Origin of the sequence: Thermogemmatispora aurantia (assembly GCF_008974285.1) — a bacterium.
Classification (GTDB): domain Bacteria; phylum Chloroflexota; class Ktedonobacteria; order Ktedonobacterales; family Ktedonobacteraceae; genus Thermogemmatispora; species Thermogemmatispora aurantia.
Genome location: NZ_BKZV01000004.1, coordinates 241,434 through 256,440, shown reverse-complemented (window position 1 = coordinate 256,440; position 15,007 = coordinate 241,434). Strand labels below are relative to the sequence as shown.

9 protein-coding genes are annotated in these 15,007 nt (G+C 63.0%); 6 read left to right on the top strand and 3 right to left on the bottom strand.

Annotated features, from left to right (window positions below):
- The first annotated feature begins 38 nt into the window (after positions 1-38).
- Both KTAU_RS13620 and KTAU_RS13615 read left to right on the top strand, forming a co-directional pair.
- Positions 39-953: a glycerol-3-phosphate acyltransferase gene (locus tag KTAU_RS13620; RefSeq protein ID WP_170293285.1), complete on the top strand. Its 915-nt coding sequence runs from the start codon at positions 39-41 to the stop codon at positions 951-953.
- Between the two features lie 136 nt (positions 954-1,089).
- Positions 1,090-1,974, top strand: coding sequence for a DegV family protein (locus KTAU_RS13615; RefSeq protein WP_170293284.1), 885 nt, complete (start codon positions 1,090-1,092; stop codon positions 1,972-1,974).
- 31 nt (positions 1,975-2,005) lie between these two features.
- Here KTAU_RS13615 and KTAU_RS13610 read toward each other — a convergent pair whose 3' ends face one another.
- A complete protein-coding gene (locus KTAU_RS13610; RefSeq protein ID WP_151728897.1) occupies positions 2,006-3,775 on the bottom strand; it encodes an ABC transporter substrate-binding protein in 1,770 nt (589 codons plus the stop codon).
- Between the two features lie 418 nt (positions 3,776-4,193).
- Between KTAU_RS13610 and KTAU_RS13605 the strand changes: the two genes are divergently transcribed.
- Positions 4,194-5,870: a thiamine pyrophosphate-binding protein gene (locus KTAU_RS13605; RefSeq protein WP_151728896.1), complete on the top strand. Its 1,677-nt coding sequence runs from the start codon at positions 4,194-4,196 to the stop codon at positions 5,868-5,870.
- Positions 5,871-5,979: 109 nt separating this feature from the next.
- Here the strand turns inward: KTAU_RS13605 and KTAU_RS13600 are convergent, their stop codons facing one another.
- Positions 5,980-6,309 carry a hypothetical protein gene (locus KTAU_RS13600; RefSeq protein ID WP_151728895.1) on the bottom strand — a complete coding sequence of 110 codons (330 nt, stop codon included), beginning with the start codon at positions 6,307-6,309 and terminating at the stop codon, positions 5,980-5,982.
- Between the two features lie 413 nt (positions 6,310-6,722).
- On the opposite strand from KTAU_RS13600, the gene htpG reads away from it, so the two are divergent.
- Complete coding sequence (htpG, locus tag KTAU_RS13595) at positions 6,723-8,603, top strand: molecular chaperone HtpG (protein WP_151728894.1); 1,881 nt, start codon at positions 6,723-6,725, stop codon at positions 8,601-8,603.
- Between the two features lie 143 nt (positions 8,604-8,746).
- On the opposite strand, the gene KTAU_RS13590 is transcribed toward htpG, so the two are convergent.
- Positions 8,747-9,319 (bottom strand): DUF1697 domain-containing protein, encoded by a 573-nt coding sequence (locus KTAU_RS13590; RefSeq protein WP_151728893.1) that lies wholly within the window; start codon positions 9,317-9,319, stop codon positions 8,747-8,749.
- A 293-nt stretch (positions 9,320-9,612) separates the two neighbouring features.
- Between KTAU_RS13590 and KTAU_RS13585 the strand changes: the two genes are divergently transcribed.
- Positions 9,613-11,583, top strand: coding sequence for a glycosyltransferase family protein (locus tag KTAU_RS13585; RefSeq protein WP_151728892.1), 1,971 nt, complete (start codon positions 9,613-9,615; stop codon positions 11,581-11,583).
- Between the two features lie 289 nt (positions 11,584-11,872).
- The gene (locus tag KTAU_RS13580; RefSeq protein WP_151728891.1) at positions 11,873-14,989 is read left to right on the top strand and encodes a sigma-54-dependent transcriptional regulator; all 3,117 of its coding nucleotides are present in this window, start codon (positions 11,873-11,875) and stop codon (positions 14,987-14,989) included.
- Positions 14,990-15,007: the final 18 nt, after the last annotated feature.

Sequence of the window (15,007 nt, the reverse complement as noted above, 5' to 3'; positions counted from 1 at the left end):
CGCAATGCAGCAGCAGGAGAGAGGAGGTCCGCGAACCTGTGAGCAGTCCTCTCATCAGTGAAGCCCGCAGCCACGCCCGCCGCAGACGCGCCCGGGGCAGTCGCTTCAGACAGGGCCGATCGACCCGCTATGTGCGCTATGTCCGCTACCTCGGCTCGCTGGGCCGCGCCAGCCGGCGAGCGGTCCAGGTGACACGCCAACGCGCCCCCGTCTGGCGGCGCGCTGCTTTCTCGCGCTATGTGCTCGCCTGGCTTGCCGCCTATCTCTACGGCTCGCTGCCGCTCGTCTACTGGCTCGGACGACGCAGCGGCGTCAACCTGCGCAAAAGCGGCTCGGGCAATGTCGGCGTCTCCAACCTGCTCAGCAGCGGTAAGCGGGGACGACGCTGGGCAGTGCCAGCCGCGCTCTTCGACGCCTCCAAAGGCTACCTGCCGATCAGCATCTGCCGCCGCCTGGGCTACCCACGTGAGGTAGCCGAGCTGGCCGGCGTCTGCGGCGTCATGGGCCAGTGCTGGCCGCTCTTCTTGCGCTTCAACGGCGGACGCGGCCTGAGTGCCTTTTTCGGGGCCGCGCTGCAGATCAACCGCCGGGCCGGCGTCCTGGCCCTCTCGACTCTGGCCAGCGGTGTCCTCTGGCGCCTCGGCTCGTTGCTCTCCCACCATCGTGCTCCCATGCAGGCCGCCCGCTGGTCCTGGGCCGGCTCCGGCTACGCCACGGCCCGCAGCAAGGTGGTACCTCTTAGCGGCCTGGCCGCGATCCTGCTCTTCACCCTCGTCTGCCTGCGCGAGCATGAGCGCACACAGCGCCAGCAACTCATTCCTCCCCTGCTGGCCGCCTTGCTCCTGCTGCGCCGCCTGACCGCTCCCTTGCCCGACGATGCCGAGCACGGCCCGACGCGCCAGCCCTCGGCCCTGCTCTACCGCCTACTCTACGACCGCAATACGCCCGATTAAAGGTCGAACAGAGAGAGCCAGCAGACAGGTCCCGTCAGCCTGGCGCAGGCCAGGCACGCCGGTCAGATCGGAGAAGATGAGCGAGCAGCAGGCCGCCACAAAGCCTGAAGGAGCTGAGAAGAGGCAAGCAGAAACAATGATAGGGGTCATCACCGATAGCACGGTGGGACTGCCTGTAGGTTTGGCCGCGTCCCTCGGCATCACCATCGTGCCGCTGGTCATTCTCTTCGACCAGGAAGCTGCTCTAGACGGCATCGATCTCGACAGCGCCGCCCTCTTCCGCCGTCTAGAGGCAGCGCCGGTCTTTCCTCATACCTCCCAGCCCTCGCCCGCCGCCTTTGTCCAGGCGTACAGCCGTCTGGTCGCCGCGGGGGCCGAGGGCATTCTGGTCATTGTGCTCTCCGCGCGTCTCAGCGGCACCTACCAGACCGCCCAGCTAGCCCGCGAGCTGCTGCCCAGCGAGCTACGCCAGGTGCCAATCGAGATCATCGACTCGCAGAGCGCCGCCATCGGTATGCTGCCTGCCGTGCTGCAGGCCGCCGAGGAGGCCCGCCAGGGGCGTACGCTGGCCGAGATCCGCGCCCATGCTCAGGAAGTCCTCGCTCGCACTCACTTCCTGGGCGTGCTGGAGACGCTGGAGTTCGTCCGTCGCAATGGACGCCTTAATGGTGTCCTGGCCACCCTGGGGGATCTGCTTGACCTGAAGCCGATCCTGGTCCTGGAGCGCGGCAACATCGTCTCCGCGGGCCTGGCTCGCAGCCGGCGGCGCGCCTGCCGTCAGATCGTCCAGCTGATCAGCACAATGCGCCCCATCGAGCGCATCATCCTGGGCGAGTCCAGTCCCGGGGCCGCCGACGACCTGCGCCACGAGCTGCAGACCATCTATCCAGGTGAGCTGCCCATTTACTCACTGGGGGCCGCTCTGGCCCTCAATACCGGCCCCGGGACCGCCGCCGTGGCCGTCGTCAGTCGCTCGCCGCTAACGCTGGGCCGGAGCGCAGAGGATGAGCCGCCAGCCTGAGCCTGACACCGCTTGCAGCTCATCCTCTGCCTCAGCATCGTTCTTTGAGCAGGCAGCCCCAGACCTGTTCAACCTGGGTATGGCCCGCCTGGTCCAGGTGGAGCAAGAGCACTGGCTTGTTGAGGACGTTGCCATCGCTGCCAAAGGCAATGACCCCCGTGATGCCCTGCCAGGCCTGCTCGCCCTTCATCTGCAGCAGAGCCTGCTGGAGGTGCGCCCCAGTCAAAGGCTGACGCTGCTGGAAGAGGCGATAGCAGGCTTCCGCCAGGACGGAGACAGCATCATAGGCCAGCATGCTATCGGCATCAGGCCGGGTGTAGCTATATGGACTGTGACCTGCTGGCGTCGGCCCAAAGCTGGCTGCGTAGGTCTCCAGGAATGTCTCCATTTGCGGTAGGGGCTGCCCCTGCCATTCATCAGGGAAGGCAAAGGCCGTAAAGTAGAGGCGTCCGCTGTGAAAGGAGGGCCGCGCCTCCTGGGCATAGTTCCCATAAATGTAGAGGGCATCGCCTCCCAGTACCAGCGGGCACATCGTTGTCGCCAGTGCAGCCACAGGCTGGCAGGACGGCAAAGCAGCCAGCAGCACACTGACATCGGCAGAATAGCCCGCGAAGTAGATCAGGTCTGGCTGAGTACGCAGCGCATCCTGCAGGAGCTGGGGCAGGTTGTCAGGCTGGCCAACGTGATATTCTTCGGTAACCGTGATGTGATGGCTGGCATCTTCGAAGGCCAGACGAAAGGAGGCGGCCAGGCTCTGACTGTACTTGTCACGCGGGTCTTCGAAGAGAGCAACGCGCCGGGCCTCCAGTGTCTGTCGCGCGTAGAGAGCGGCATCCTCACCCTGGAGAGCGTCCGGTGGAGCGATGCGCGCGAAGTAGGGCAGGTTGCGCAGATCATTGCCGGAGGCGGTCGGCGAGAGCATCGGTAGATGGGCCTGATCAACCAGGGTCACACTCTCGCTGACATCCTGGCTTAGCTCCCAGCCAACGATCCCCACGATGGGCGCACTGGCTGAGGAGACCACTGCAGCCTGAATGATCTGACAGGTGACCTGAACTACTCCGCCACTGCCGGCATTGGCCAGCAGCAGGCGCAGGCGCAGCGTGTGGCTATCGTTAAAAACGCGCTGGGCTACATAGGCTCCTTGCAGGATATCGCGCGCCCCACCAAGATAGTGCGGCGTGAAGCGCGTTGCCACCACCAGGGTGATGCTGGGCAGACCACTCTGCTCAACGGAGACATTTTCCGCATAGATGTGCGCTTCGGCATCGTTGGTTACCTGCTCGGCGGCGTTTTGCCAGAGCGACTGCGCCTCAGACAAGTTGCCAGCACTATATTGCTGCGCCGCCTCCTGCTTGCGGGCCAGGTCGGGCTGGCTGGTATCCAAGACCACGGAGCCATCGCTGATGCCGATCAGCTCTCCCGTGGGAGTTTTCGTTACACCCAGATAGGCCGAGGAGGCCAGGTTGTTGCGCGGCAGACTGCAACTCGTCGCCGAGGGGACATACGGCCAGACGCGCGGTATGATATTCCAGCCGAGAAAGACCAGCAAGAGCACGCACGTGAGCATCACCCAGAAGCGCGTCTTCGCCACCAGCGTGGCCAGATCCTCTCCGAGGGCCTTCAGCAGCCGAATGAAACCTATGCGCGCCTCATGAAACTGCAGGACAACTCCAACGACGCCGATCAAAAGCCCGATGAAAGCCGTCAGCTGAGCGGAGCCGCTCGCTTTGTAGCAGAGCCAACAGAGGATAATGATGAACAGGAGCAGAAAGCCCAATTGGGCCAGACGTCTGCTCATGCTGGTCCCCTCCTTCCTTTCCTGGAAGGAACGTTCAGGACTAATAAACCTCTCCTGATGTAGATAGACGCAGCGGAAGACGGCGGCTTGCTGCTCATTATAGCCTATCGGGCAGTGTCTGCCTATTGTGCCTTTCTCTCCCGGAGAGACAGCACCGCGTCAGCTTGGCATAGAGGAACGGCCTGTACTATGATAAAAGCATAGCGGCCCGGGCCTGAAGGTGAAAGCAGCGCCGTGAGGAGGATTATCCCCCAGCGCGGCAGCGCCACCAGGCTCTCACCTCGCTCGTTCGCTCGCCAGCAGGCAAGGAGGCCAGAGAGGGTCAGGCCACAGTCAGGCCACAGTCGCCGGAAGGAACGCTGGCGACTGAGTCCGGCAGAGCGGAAGGGAAAGATCATCGAGGAGCAACAAGGAAGCAATGCAGCACAGTGTGTTATTGACAGGCGGGCAGGCAGTGGTAGCCAGCCTGCGCGCCCACCATATTGAGGTCGTTTTTGGCATTCCGGGGGTACATAATCTGCCCATCTATGATGCCCTCTATGATGAGCCGGGGATACGTCATGTCCTGGCACGCCACGAGCAGGGCGCGGGCTATATGGCCGACGGCTACGCGCGCATCGCCGGGCGCCCTGGCGTGGCCCTGGTGATTACGGGACCGGGAGTGACCAATATTGCTACGCCACTGGCCGACGCCTATGCCGATTCGCTGCCGCTGCTGGTCATCGCCACCAGCCTGCCAGGCAAGACTGGCGGGCGCTCCTGGGGCCGTCTGCACGAGCTTAAGGACCAGCTCGGTCTGGCACAGGCCCTGGTTGGCTGGAGCCACGAAGTGCAGCGCGTGGCGGAGATTCCTGAAGCCATTGCTGAGGCTCTGCGCCAGATGCGCACAGGTCGGCCCCGCGGCGCTTTTCTGCAGATTCCACTAGACGTGCTTGAAGCGCAAGAGACGATAGCACTGCCCGCGCTGGAAGAGGGCCGAGAGCCAGCGGTGGCGCCCAGTGAGGAGGCAGTTCAGGCCGCCCTGGAGCTGTTGCGGGCGGCGCGCCGACCTGTGATTATCGCCGGGGCCGGGGTGAGCGCCGCCGGCGCGAATCATGAGCTGCTGCGCCTGGCCGAGCTGCTGCAGGCCCCGGTCTTGCTTGGAGGCAAAAGTCACGACGTCTTACCTAACGATCACTCGCTGGTCATCACAACCCGGGGCGCCCCGTCGCGTACGCTTGGCCCACTGCTGAGCCGCTCCGATCTGGCGCTAGTCGTTGGCAGCAAGCTAGGGATGCAACGCACGACGCTGCCCGCCCTGGAGCGTAGCCGCAGCGGCCAGGCTCAGGCAGATACGGGGCGCCTGCCTCTGCCAGAGAAGCTGATCCACATCGATATCGATGCCGGCGAGATTGGCCAGCGCTATCCGGCCAGCGTTGCCCTGGTTGGTGATGCTCGCCTGGCCCTGAGCGCCCTCCTGGCAGGACTGGAGGAAAGGGCAGGGCAGTACGAGGACCGCCGCGAGGAGGTGGCCGCCGTGCGCGCTGCTTTGCGCGAGCGAGCGCAGCGGATCTACGGCGAGGTGATGCCCTGGCTGGAGGCCCTGCGGACAGCCCTGCCGCGCGAGGGGATCGTGGTGGCCGATATGACGATGGCTGGCTATGCTGCCGCTCAGGCGTTTCCAGTCTATGAGCCACACAGCTTTATCCACGCTTCCGAGCTATGTTCCATCGGAACAGGCCTGCCGCTGGCACTGGGGGCGCAGCTGGCTGCACCACAGCGCGCGGTGGTAGCTCTCTGCGGCGATGGAGGCTTTTTGCAGAATGTGGGTGAGCTGGCCACGGCAGCACAGGAGCGTATTCCGGTCGTCACCATCGTCTTCAATGATGCCAGCTATACGGCGGTGAAGAACGATCAGTTGCAACGCTTTCCTGGACGCAGCATCGCGACAACGCTGAAGCCGCCTGACTTTGTGAGCCTGGCCCGCGCTTTCCACATCGAGGGCCAACGCGTTGAGACGCCCGATGAGCTGGCCGAGCTGCTGCGTGCGCGGCTGGCCTTGCCGCTGGAAGAGACACGCCCGCTGCTGATCGAAGTGCCGCTGACACAGCGCTGAGGCAAACCAGCAGAGCCACAGTCGCTGAGGTCTGTCAGAGACTGGCGCTGCGGGCAGATCCTTCTTGCCTTCGTTCGACCAATAACCAATACCCTGCAACGGTGTGCATCTATGGCCAGAGCGAGCTGAGAGCCTGCTCTTCACCCGCGTCTCCGAGTCGGACCCGCACGACCTCTCTTTCACGCTGGCAGATTCCTGCGCGGGCCGAGGAACTCACAGCTCCAGTCGCGCTGGCCTGCACCAGTTTGTCGGGCCACTCAAGGCCAGCCTCGCCCGGCGCTGAGCTGCTGGTAGCGCACTGACCGCCACCTCCCAGTCGGCAGGCCAGCAGGCGAGAGCAAGGTGCCAGGATACCGCGAGGCCAGGCCCCAACCCAACCGGGCAGCTCAGGGCCAGATCCGACGTCGCCCTCCTTCCCAATCTCGATCAGTCCGCTCATCAGCGCCTACGCTCCTCCTGGTCTCCGACAGCCATCGATCAAGCCAGAGCCAGATGGTAGCGAGCATCGGATCTTATCCATAAGCGCTGGCCACAGTCCGGCTAACGTCCATCTGCACGGCGGGCCCCTCCTTCTCCTGGCCCTGTCCTTCTCAGAGAGAAGCCGCCCTGTCTCCAGCATGAGATGCACGCGAGCAGAGTCGGTTCACCTGAGCCTGACAGAGAGTCAGGCGCTAACAGATTTCTAACGTTCCTCCCACACTCTTCTAACACAGCCTATGGCATCATATGTACCGTGGAGAGGTGTACCACCGCAGAGCGGAACAGACCACAGTAGACAACTTGCTACGACTACGACCGACACGACGTATCTCGCTTCCCAGGGGATTTGCGTAGCTAACATGGAGGTGTGCCATGCCAGTTGAAACCCATAAAGAAAGGCTGGGCTTTCAGGCAGAAGTCAAGCAATTGCTTGACATCATGATCCATTCACTCTATAGCAATAAAGAGATTTTCCTACGCGAGCTTATCTCTAACGCATCAGATGCCATCGATCGCCTGCGCTTTGACGCGCTCTCGAATCCCGACCTCTACGAGCGCGACGCTGATTTCAAGATCCGCGTCTCTTACGACCGCGATGCGCGCACCATCACTGTCAGCGACAACGGCATTGGTATGTCGCGCGAGGAGGTGATCCAGAACATTGGGACCATCGCCAAGTCGGGCACGCGCGAATTCTTCCAGTCGTTGACCGGCGATCAGCGCAAAGATGCCATGCTCATTGGTCAGTTCGGTGTCGGCTTCTACTCTTCGTTCGTGGTAGCCGACCGCGTCACCCTGCTGACGCGCCGCGCCGGCTTATCCGCTGACCAGGGAGTGCGCTGGGAGTCCGATGGCCAGGGTGAGTATACCATCGAGACCATCGAGAAGCCAACTCGTGGCACCGACGTCATCCTGCATCTGCGCGAGGGCGAGGACGAGCTGCTCAACGGCTACCGTCTGCGCTCGATCATCCGTAAGTACTCGGATCACATTCAGCTGCCCATCGTCATGAAAGTTGAGGGGAAGGACGAGGAGGAGGTCGTTAACAAGGCTTCGGCCCTCTGGGCCCGCCCCAAGAGCGAGATCAGCGAGCAGGAATACAAGGACTTCTATAAGTATATCTCGCACGACTTCGCCGACCCGTTGGCCTGGGTCCACAGCCACATGGAGGGCACCCACGAGTACACGCTCTTGCTCTTCATTCCTTCTCAGGCGCCCTTCGATCTCTGGCTGCGCGAGCGCCATCACGGCGTCAAGCTGTATGTGCGCCGCGTCTATATCATGGACGATATCGAGAATAAGCTGCTGCCGCGTTATCTGCGCTTCGTGCGTGGCGTCATCGACTCCGATGACCTGCCCCTCAACGTCTCGCGCGAGATGCTACAGCAGAACCGCCTGATCGATACGATGCGCGCCACGGCGACGAAGAAGATCCTGGGCCTGCTCAGCGATATGGCTGAGAAGGAGCCGGGCAAGTATGCTATCTTCTGGCGCGAGTTTGGGCGCGTGCTCAAAGAGGGCCTGGTCGAGGATAAGGCCAACCGCGACTTGATCGCCCGCCTGCTGCGCTTCGCGTCGACGGTCAGTGGCCCCGAGCAGAATGTCTCTCTGGAGACCTACGTCTCGCGCAAGAAGGAGGGCCAGGATAAGATCTACTATCTGCTGGCCGAAAGCTACGAAGCCGCCAAGGATAGCCCGCTGCTGGAGATCTTTAAGCAGAAGGGCATCGAGGTCTTGATCTGGACCGATCCTATCGACCACTTCGTGCAACACGAGCTTCAGGAGTACGGTGGCCTGTCCTTCCAGTCGATCGCCCGTGGCGAGGTCGATCTGAGCAAGCTAGAGGATAAGCAGGAGCAGGAAGAGCGCCAAAAGAGCGCTGACGAGGTACGCGACCTGCTGGAGCGCTTTAAGAAGGTCCTCAGCGAGAAGGTCAAGGATGTGCGCACGACGAGCCGCTTGACAACCTCGCCGGCCTGCCTGGTGGTCGACGAGGGCGGCATCGATCCCAACTTGAAGCGCCTGCTGCAGGCCGCCGGCCAGGCCGTGCCCGCCGACAAGCCGATCATGGAGATTAATCCGCAGCACCCGATCATCAAACGCCTGCGCCAGGAGCAGGATGAGACACGCTTCACCGATTGGGCCTGGGTGCTCTTCGACCAGGCTGTGCTCAGCAGCGGCGACCAGCTGGAGAACCCGATCAGCTTCGTCAACCGTCTGAACAATCTGCTGACACGTCTGGGAACAGAGTGAAGTCGCAGCTCACTTTTGCCTCGCCCGCAACCGTTGTCCCAAGCCAGGAGGGCGCTACTCTAGCCGGTCCGGTGCTCCGCCGAGAGGACAGCGGGGCGGGCGAGCTGGTTTCTTCTGACCCCCTGATGCCGCTCTCTCCCAGGCTACGCCCACTCTCCCTCTTGCCTTTGCCGGAGAAGCTGCCCTATCTGGAGCAAGGTCTTCCAGTTACGTCCTGTGGCAGGACAGCCAAGGGCACGCTCAAGGGCCAGAGTCGTCAGCTTCGAGCGTCCGATCCCATGGGCATACCAGACATACAGCTCCTGACCATGCGCCGAGAGCTGCAGCTGCTCGGGTCCCGCAGCCGCCAGTCGCTGCAAGGCTGTGGTTGCTTCTGGCAAAAGGGTTGCAACCAGGAATAGCACGACGAGACGCTCAGGCGCCTGCTCGGCCTCTTGCAAGAAAGGATTCGCCCGTATGGTCTCCTCCAGATCAGCGGCTCTGCGCAGGGCGACCCGGCTGGCGAAGCCAAACTCCTGGAGGAAGCGCCCCTCAATCTGACGAGCCAGACTTGAGACGTCACCTTCGGCGCTGGTGAAGAGCACGTTGCCCGTCTGGATATAGGTACTGACTGCCTGCAGTCCCAGGGCCTCATGCATCGTCCTCAGAGCTGGCATGGAGACCACCCCGTGCCCACCAACATTGAGCGCGCGAAAAAAGGCCACATAGCTTGTCATCTCTCTGAAGCTCCCTTCATTTCTGCTCGCTGGCTGGCCGCTCAGCCAGCAGCACGCTTGAGCTAACTAGAGGTCGGCCCGCGCCGCCTGGCTCTGCTGCACTGGTGCTAGAGAGTAGCCAGCTTTTTTATGTATATGTTCTGCTTCCGCTCCGAGCGATAGGAAGAGGAGAGATGATTACCTGGATATACTTAGACAAAAAGAGCGATAGAGATTGTCTATCTGGCGATTACTGAGTATAGTTGTGGCAGCAATAACAAGGGGGAGAGTCAAAGCGAGGAGGAACAGCTCGCATGTTGTCAGCAGGAAGCGAGATCATGCAGGCGCCCCAGCAGACCCGGCGGCGATGGGAGAGCCGGACCAACAAGCCGGTTCTGGCCCGTCTTCAAGACAAAGGCCAGGACCTGGTAAAGGCCTGGCCACTCTGGCTTTGTCTGGCGCTGGCCCTGGCTGTGCGCCTCTTTCTGGCGATTCGTCACAACCCGGTCATTGAAGGAGACGAGGCGCTCACCGGCATCCAGGCGGAGAACATCCTGCATGGCGAGTGGCCAATCTACTACTACGGGCAGCCCTATATGGGGAGCCTGGAAGCCTATATCATTGCATTGTTTTTCGCCATCGCCGGGCCATCGGTACTGGTCCTGCGCATCGCGATGAGCTGTACTTCGCTGCTCCTCGTCTGGCTCACCTGGCGCTTTGGCGAGGCCCTCGCTTGCGAGGCGGGCCTACGAGCAGGCCCACGCCGGCTCTTCCTGATAGTGGCGACAGCCATCGCTGCTCTGCCCCCTCTTTACGATGCCGTGCTGGAACTACGCTCCTACGGCGGCTATACCGAGGCCATGATCGTGATGCTCTGGCTGCTCTGGGCAACGCTGCGCCTGACTCAGCGCTGGCAGCAGGGCGCCAGCCGGCGTGAGCTAGCCTGGCGCTGGGCAGGAATCGGTCTGCTGATCGGCCTGGGCCTCTGGATCGATCCCTTGATCGCCTACGCCCTGGCCACGATGGCCCTCTGGCTCGCTGGCTTCCTCTGGCAGGCATGGCCGCGACAGCACAAGCAGAGCGAGGGAGGCCAGAGCAAGAGCAGTCAATGGGCCTGGCTAAAAGCAGGCTTCTTTGCAGCACCAGCGGCACTGCCGTCACTGCTGCTGGGATTGGGGCCGGCGCTCATCTACGGCGCACAACATAGCTGGGAGAATTTTCTCTATATGCTGCACGGCGGACATCCTATCGCCGCCCCAGGCAGCCGGCTCCACATACTGCGCGAAGTTGTCACTTTCTATGCACGTTGTATAGCCCCGCGCGTCATCGGCGGCACATTGCCAACCGAGCCTTATGTAACTCAAAACCATCCCGCCATTCTCACGCCAGGACTGGTCATCAATGGCCTGGCAATGACGCTGGCCGCTGGCACCCTGTTTCTCTCATGGATCTGGCCCCGGCCAACCTTGCTCTGCCTGCGCCGCCTGACGCTGCTGCCCCTCCTCTTCGCGCTCTGCCTGACGGTGATCTACTGCCTCGATCCGCTGGCGGTGGCCAGCGTCTACTCAGGCTGCGGGCCGTGGGATCTGACCGGGCGCTACGTGGTGCCGCTGGTCATAGTGCTGCCTTTCTTCCTGGCGGCAGCCACGACTGTCTGCTGGCATGGCGCCGCCGCGACAGACCAGGGTGCCTCCGCTTCTAGAGCTGCCTCACCCAACACAGAAGCCAGGGCAGAGCCCCGCGCGCCCCATCCGGGCAAGCAGCCCGCCCTCTGGCAGTCGCTGCTGCGTCCCACGCTCCTGGTGCTGCTGCTGATCTGTTACTTCAGCACACAGTTCTCGGCCTACGCGGTGGCCAACACGCATAATACATTCGAGACCTCCGGCTGCGTTCAGGCACCGGGTGACTATACGCCCATCATCACCTATCTGCGCCAGCAGCACATCAGCTACGCCCTGGCGACCGCCTGGGTCGGCAACCCCATCACCTTTGTCACCAATCAGCAGATTCTGGTGACTGAGCCACGTGCACGTGTACCGGCCTATAGTCAGAAAGTGCTCCATGCAGCTCACTATGCCCTGCTACTACTCGTCCATCAGGATCAGAGCAAGCCAGCCATTGTGCAGGCACTACAGCAACAGCACTGGCGTTATACGTTGAAACGCTTCCCAACGGTGCCCGGTTGGGAACTGATGGTCGTGATCACCCCGGACCACAATGTCTCACCGACTGATCCCGCCTTTCGCCAGGCACTCACCCAGATCTATAACCGCTGCGATGCCTGAGAGCCTGTCTTTAGAGCGCCCGCCGAGCCAAACAGCCCATGAGGTCAGCACAGTCCTGTTTGCCAGGCTCACCCCTTTCCAGCAACACCTGCCTGCGGGCGGCAGGTGTACAGCCACCTCACAGGTCCGTCACCAAATCGCCGCAGCGGTGGCCGGTCCAGCTCTTTCCGTCCCGGGACAGGAATGCCGCCCGGTTGTATTTACGGGCAAGTGATGTTAAACTGAACACTGAACAGACAGGGGAACCGCTGAGCTGAGCTAAGCAGGTCAGTCAGAAGGAAGACATCGCTTGCTGCGCAAAGATCGCGTCTTTGAAATCTTGCGCGCCATGTGTGCGGAGGCCGCCGCTGCCCCCGAAGGCACGGCGCTCAGGCGCAAGCGAGGGTTCAGCGCCGAAGAAGTCGCGGAACGCGCCGCTATCGATCGCACCAATGCCAGCCGTGACCTTAATCAGTTAGCACAGGAGGGGAAGGTCGAGCGTATTCCTGGCCGTCCTGTCCTGTTTGCCGTCAGGAGCCTCTCCCCCCAACCGCCACTGTCGCCGGTCGGGTCACAGCCACCGCCGGTCAGGGAGTCGCAGCAGAAGCAGACCCAGCAGACCCAGGCCCCGGCGGCTACCCGCCCGTCTGATTTGCCGAAGCTGGTCAGACCAGAGGCTCCCAACAAGCTGCCAGTGGTGGTGGCCTCCATGCAGAGTGGAGCCATAGTTACCAGCTTTGAAACGCTGGTCGGGAGCGACGAAGGACTGAAGGTCGCCATTCAGCAGGCGAAGGCGGCCATGCTCTACCCTCCGCACGGGCTGCACACGCTCATCTGCGGCCCCAGTGGCGTGGGCAAGACCACCTTTGCGCGCCTGATGCATGCCTTTGCCATCGAATTCGGGGCTTTACCTCCCAACGCGCCCTTCGTCTCCTTCAACTGCGCCGACTACGCCGGCAATCCACAGCTGCTCATGGCCCACCTCTTCGGCGTCGTTCGCGGGGCCTACACCGGCGCCGAGCGCGACCGCCCGGGCCTCGTCGAGCAGGCCAGCGGCGGTATCCTCTTCCTCGACGAAGTGCACCGCCTCCCTCCCGAGGGGCAGGAGATGCTCTTCTATCTGATGGACCGCGAGCGCTTCCGTCGCCTCGGCGACGTCGAGGAGCGGCAGGCCAGCATTTTACTCATTGCCGCCACCACCGAGGACCCCAACATCACCCTGCTGCCAACCTTCCGCCGGCGCATTCCTATGCTCATCACACTGCCCGGTCTGGCTGAGCGCTCGATGCAGGAGCGCTACGCCCTCATCCGCGCCTTCTTCACCACCGAATGCAGCAGCATCGGCGCCAACATCCACGTTGAACCGCAGGTCATTCAGGCCCTCCTGCTCTACGAATGTCCCGGCAACATCGGGCAACTGCGCACCGACATCCAGCTGCTGTGCGCCCGGGCCTATCTGGATTACCGCACGCGCAATCTCAGCGAGCTGCACGTTGACGTCAGCAGCCTGCCCGACCACGTGCGCCGCGGCCTCCTGCGTACCGCCGAGCTGCAGCGCTCGCTGGAGCCGCTGCTTGACGTCCTCAAGGTCGCTCACATCTTCACCCCCACCGGCCTCAGCCTCGATGTCCTCCCGCACTCGGCCCGCGACCTCTACGAGACCATCAGCCAGGAGGTGCGCACGCTGAGGCGCAGCGGCCTCACCGACAGCGAAGTCAATCGGTTATTGCAGCTAGAGATCCAACACTACTTCCAGCGCTTCGCCGACGAGGTAACGCGCGCCCGTCAGGAAGCGGTTCCGCATCTAGTCGACGAGCAGGTCGCCGCCGCCTGCAGCTCCGTGGTCGACTTCGCCTCCCAGCGCCTGGAGCGCGACCTGCCCGAGAAGCTGGCGCTTGTACTGGCCATGCACGTCACCAGCACACTGGAGCATCTGGCCCGCGGTCATCAAGTTCCCACCTCCGTTATCGAATCCGTGGCCGAAACTTATCCGCGCGAATATGAGGTAGCGCGCGCCGCCCTGGCTCAACTGCGCAGCGCCCTCCAGGCCCCGCTGCCCGAGAGCGAGGTCGATGTGCTGGCCGTGCTCCTCGCCCATGCCGATAGCCTGCTCAGCAGCGAGCAGCCCGGCGTTGGTATTGTAGTCGCCGCCCACGGGCGCGGCATCGCCGCTGGCCTGGCCGAGCTGGCCAATACCCTGGTCGGCGTCAGAACGGTGCGCTGGGTCGAGCTGTCACTGGAGCAGTCCCCCGACGAGCTGGTGGCTCAGGTCGCCAGCTGGGTGCGCGTGGCCGATCAGGGGGCCGGCGTCCTGCTCCTCGTCGACTTCGTCTCCCTGCTCTCCCTGAACGAGCTGGTCGAACAACAGACCGGTGTCCGTGTGCGCACGGTCTCCGATGTCAGCGCTCCCCTGGTTATCGAGGCAGTGCGCCGCGCCCAGCGCTCGCGCGACCTGAGCCTCGATCAACTGGCCGAGAGCCTGACCCTGACGCGCTCGATCAGCAATCGCAGCGGCGATCGTGAGCGCCACACTGAGCCGTTGCCCACCCCAGGCTTCGGAGACCCCGGCCCCAGCCGCGAGGCCGGGCGCGTCATTCTCTCAGTGTGCCTGACGGGCCTTGGCAGCGCCGCGAAGATCGCCGAGCTGATCAACGAGGCCCTGCCCGGCCTGCACGAGCAGGGTATCAAGATTTTGTGCATGGATATTACCCTCTCTTACAAGACACGCGAGGACATCCAGCAGCTCGTCGGCAACCGTCAGGTGATCGCCGTCGTGGGCACCATCAACCCCCACCTGGACGACTATCCTTTTATTCCCTTGACGGATTTGCTCTTCGGCGACGGCCTGGCCCGCCTGCGCACGCTGCTCGGCGAGACGCTCATCGATCCAGCGCTGCTGCAGGCCGGGCACGAGCAGGGACCAGGGGCGGCGCCCCCCCTGACGCTGTCCCTGGCCAGCGCGGTGGCCGCGGGCCGCCTCTCCCCCGGGGAAGCGCTCAGCGATGGCAATGGGGTCCAGCGGGACCAGGTGCAGCTGTTCTCCCGCCGCGCCGATCTGGTGCGCCAGCTCACGGAGACGCTCAGCCAGCGCATGATTTTTCTCAACCCGGCGCGCGTCATGCCCCTGCTCGATCGCGTCATCGAACTGATCGAGGTCGAGGTCGGCGAGAGCTTTCCCATGGAAGTCCTGGCCGGCCTGATGCTTCACCTGGCCTGCATTTTGGAGCGGGGCGTTCCCTACAAAGGGATGCTGGTGAGTGAGGCAGTACGCCGCCTGGTCGAGCAGCAATTTGCCCGTGACCTCTCCATCTGTCGCCATGCTCTGCAGCTACTAGGAGAGCAGGTCGGGCGCTTCCTACCCGACGAAGAGGCTTACAATATCGTTTGCATCCTGCGCCAGCTCGATATTTTCGCCGCCCGCTCTTGACGCTGTCTGGCGCCTTTT

Bases quoted from the DNA above. Each gene is read 5' to 3' on its own strand.
- KTAU_RS13615 (WP_170293284.1), top strand. From the start codon at position 1,090: ATGATAGGGGTCATCACCGATAGCACGGTGGGACTGCCTGTAGGTTTG.
- KTAU_RS13610 (WP_151728897.1), bottom strand. From the start codon at position 3,775: ATGAGCAGACGTCTGGCCCAATTGGGCTTTCTGCTCCTGTTCATCATT.
- KTAU_RS13605 (WP_151728896.1), top strand. From the start codon at position 4,194: ATGCAGCACAGTGTGTTATTGACAGGCGGGCAGGCAGTGGTAGCCAGC.
- KTAU_RS13600 (WP_151728895.1), bottom strand. From the start codon at position 6,309: ATGAGCGGACTGATCGAGATTGGGAAGGAGGGCGACGTCGGATCTGGC.
- htpG (WP_151728894.1), top strand. From the start codon at position 6,723: ATGCCAGTTGAAACCCATAAAGAAAGGCTGGGCTTTCAGGCAGAAGTC.
- KTAU_RS13590 (WP_151728893.1), bottom strand. From the start codon at position 9,319: ATGACAAGCTATGTGGCCTTTTTTCGCGCGCTCAATGTTGGTGGGCAC.
- KTAU_RS13585 (WP_151728892.1), top strand. From the start codon at position 9,613: ATGTTGTCAGCAGGAAGCGAGATCATGCAGGCGCCCCAGCAGACCCGG.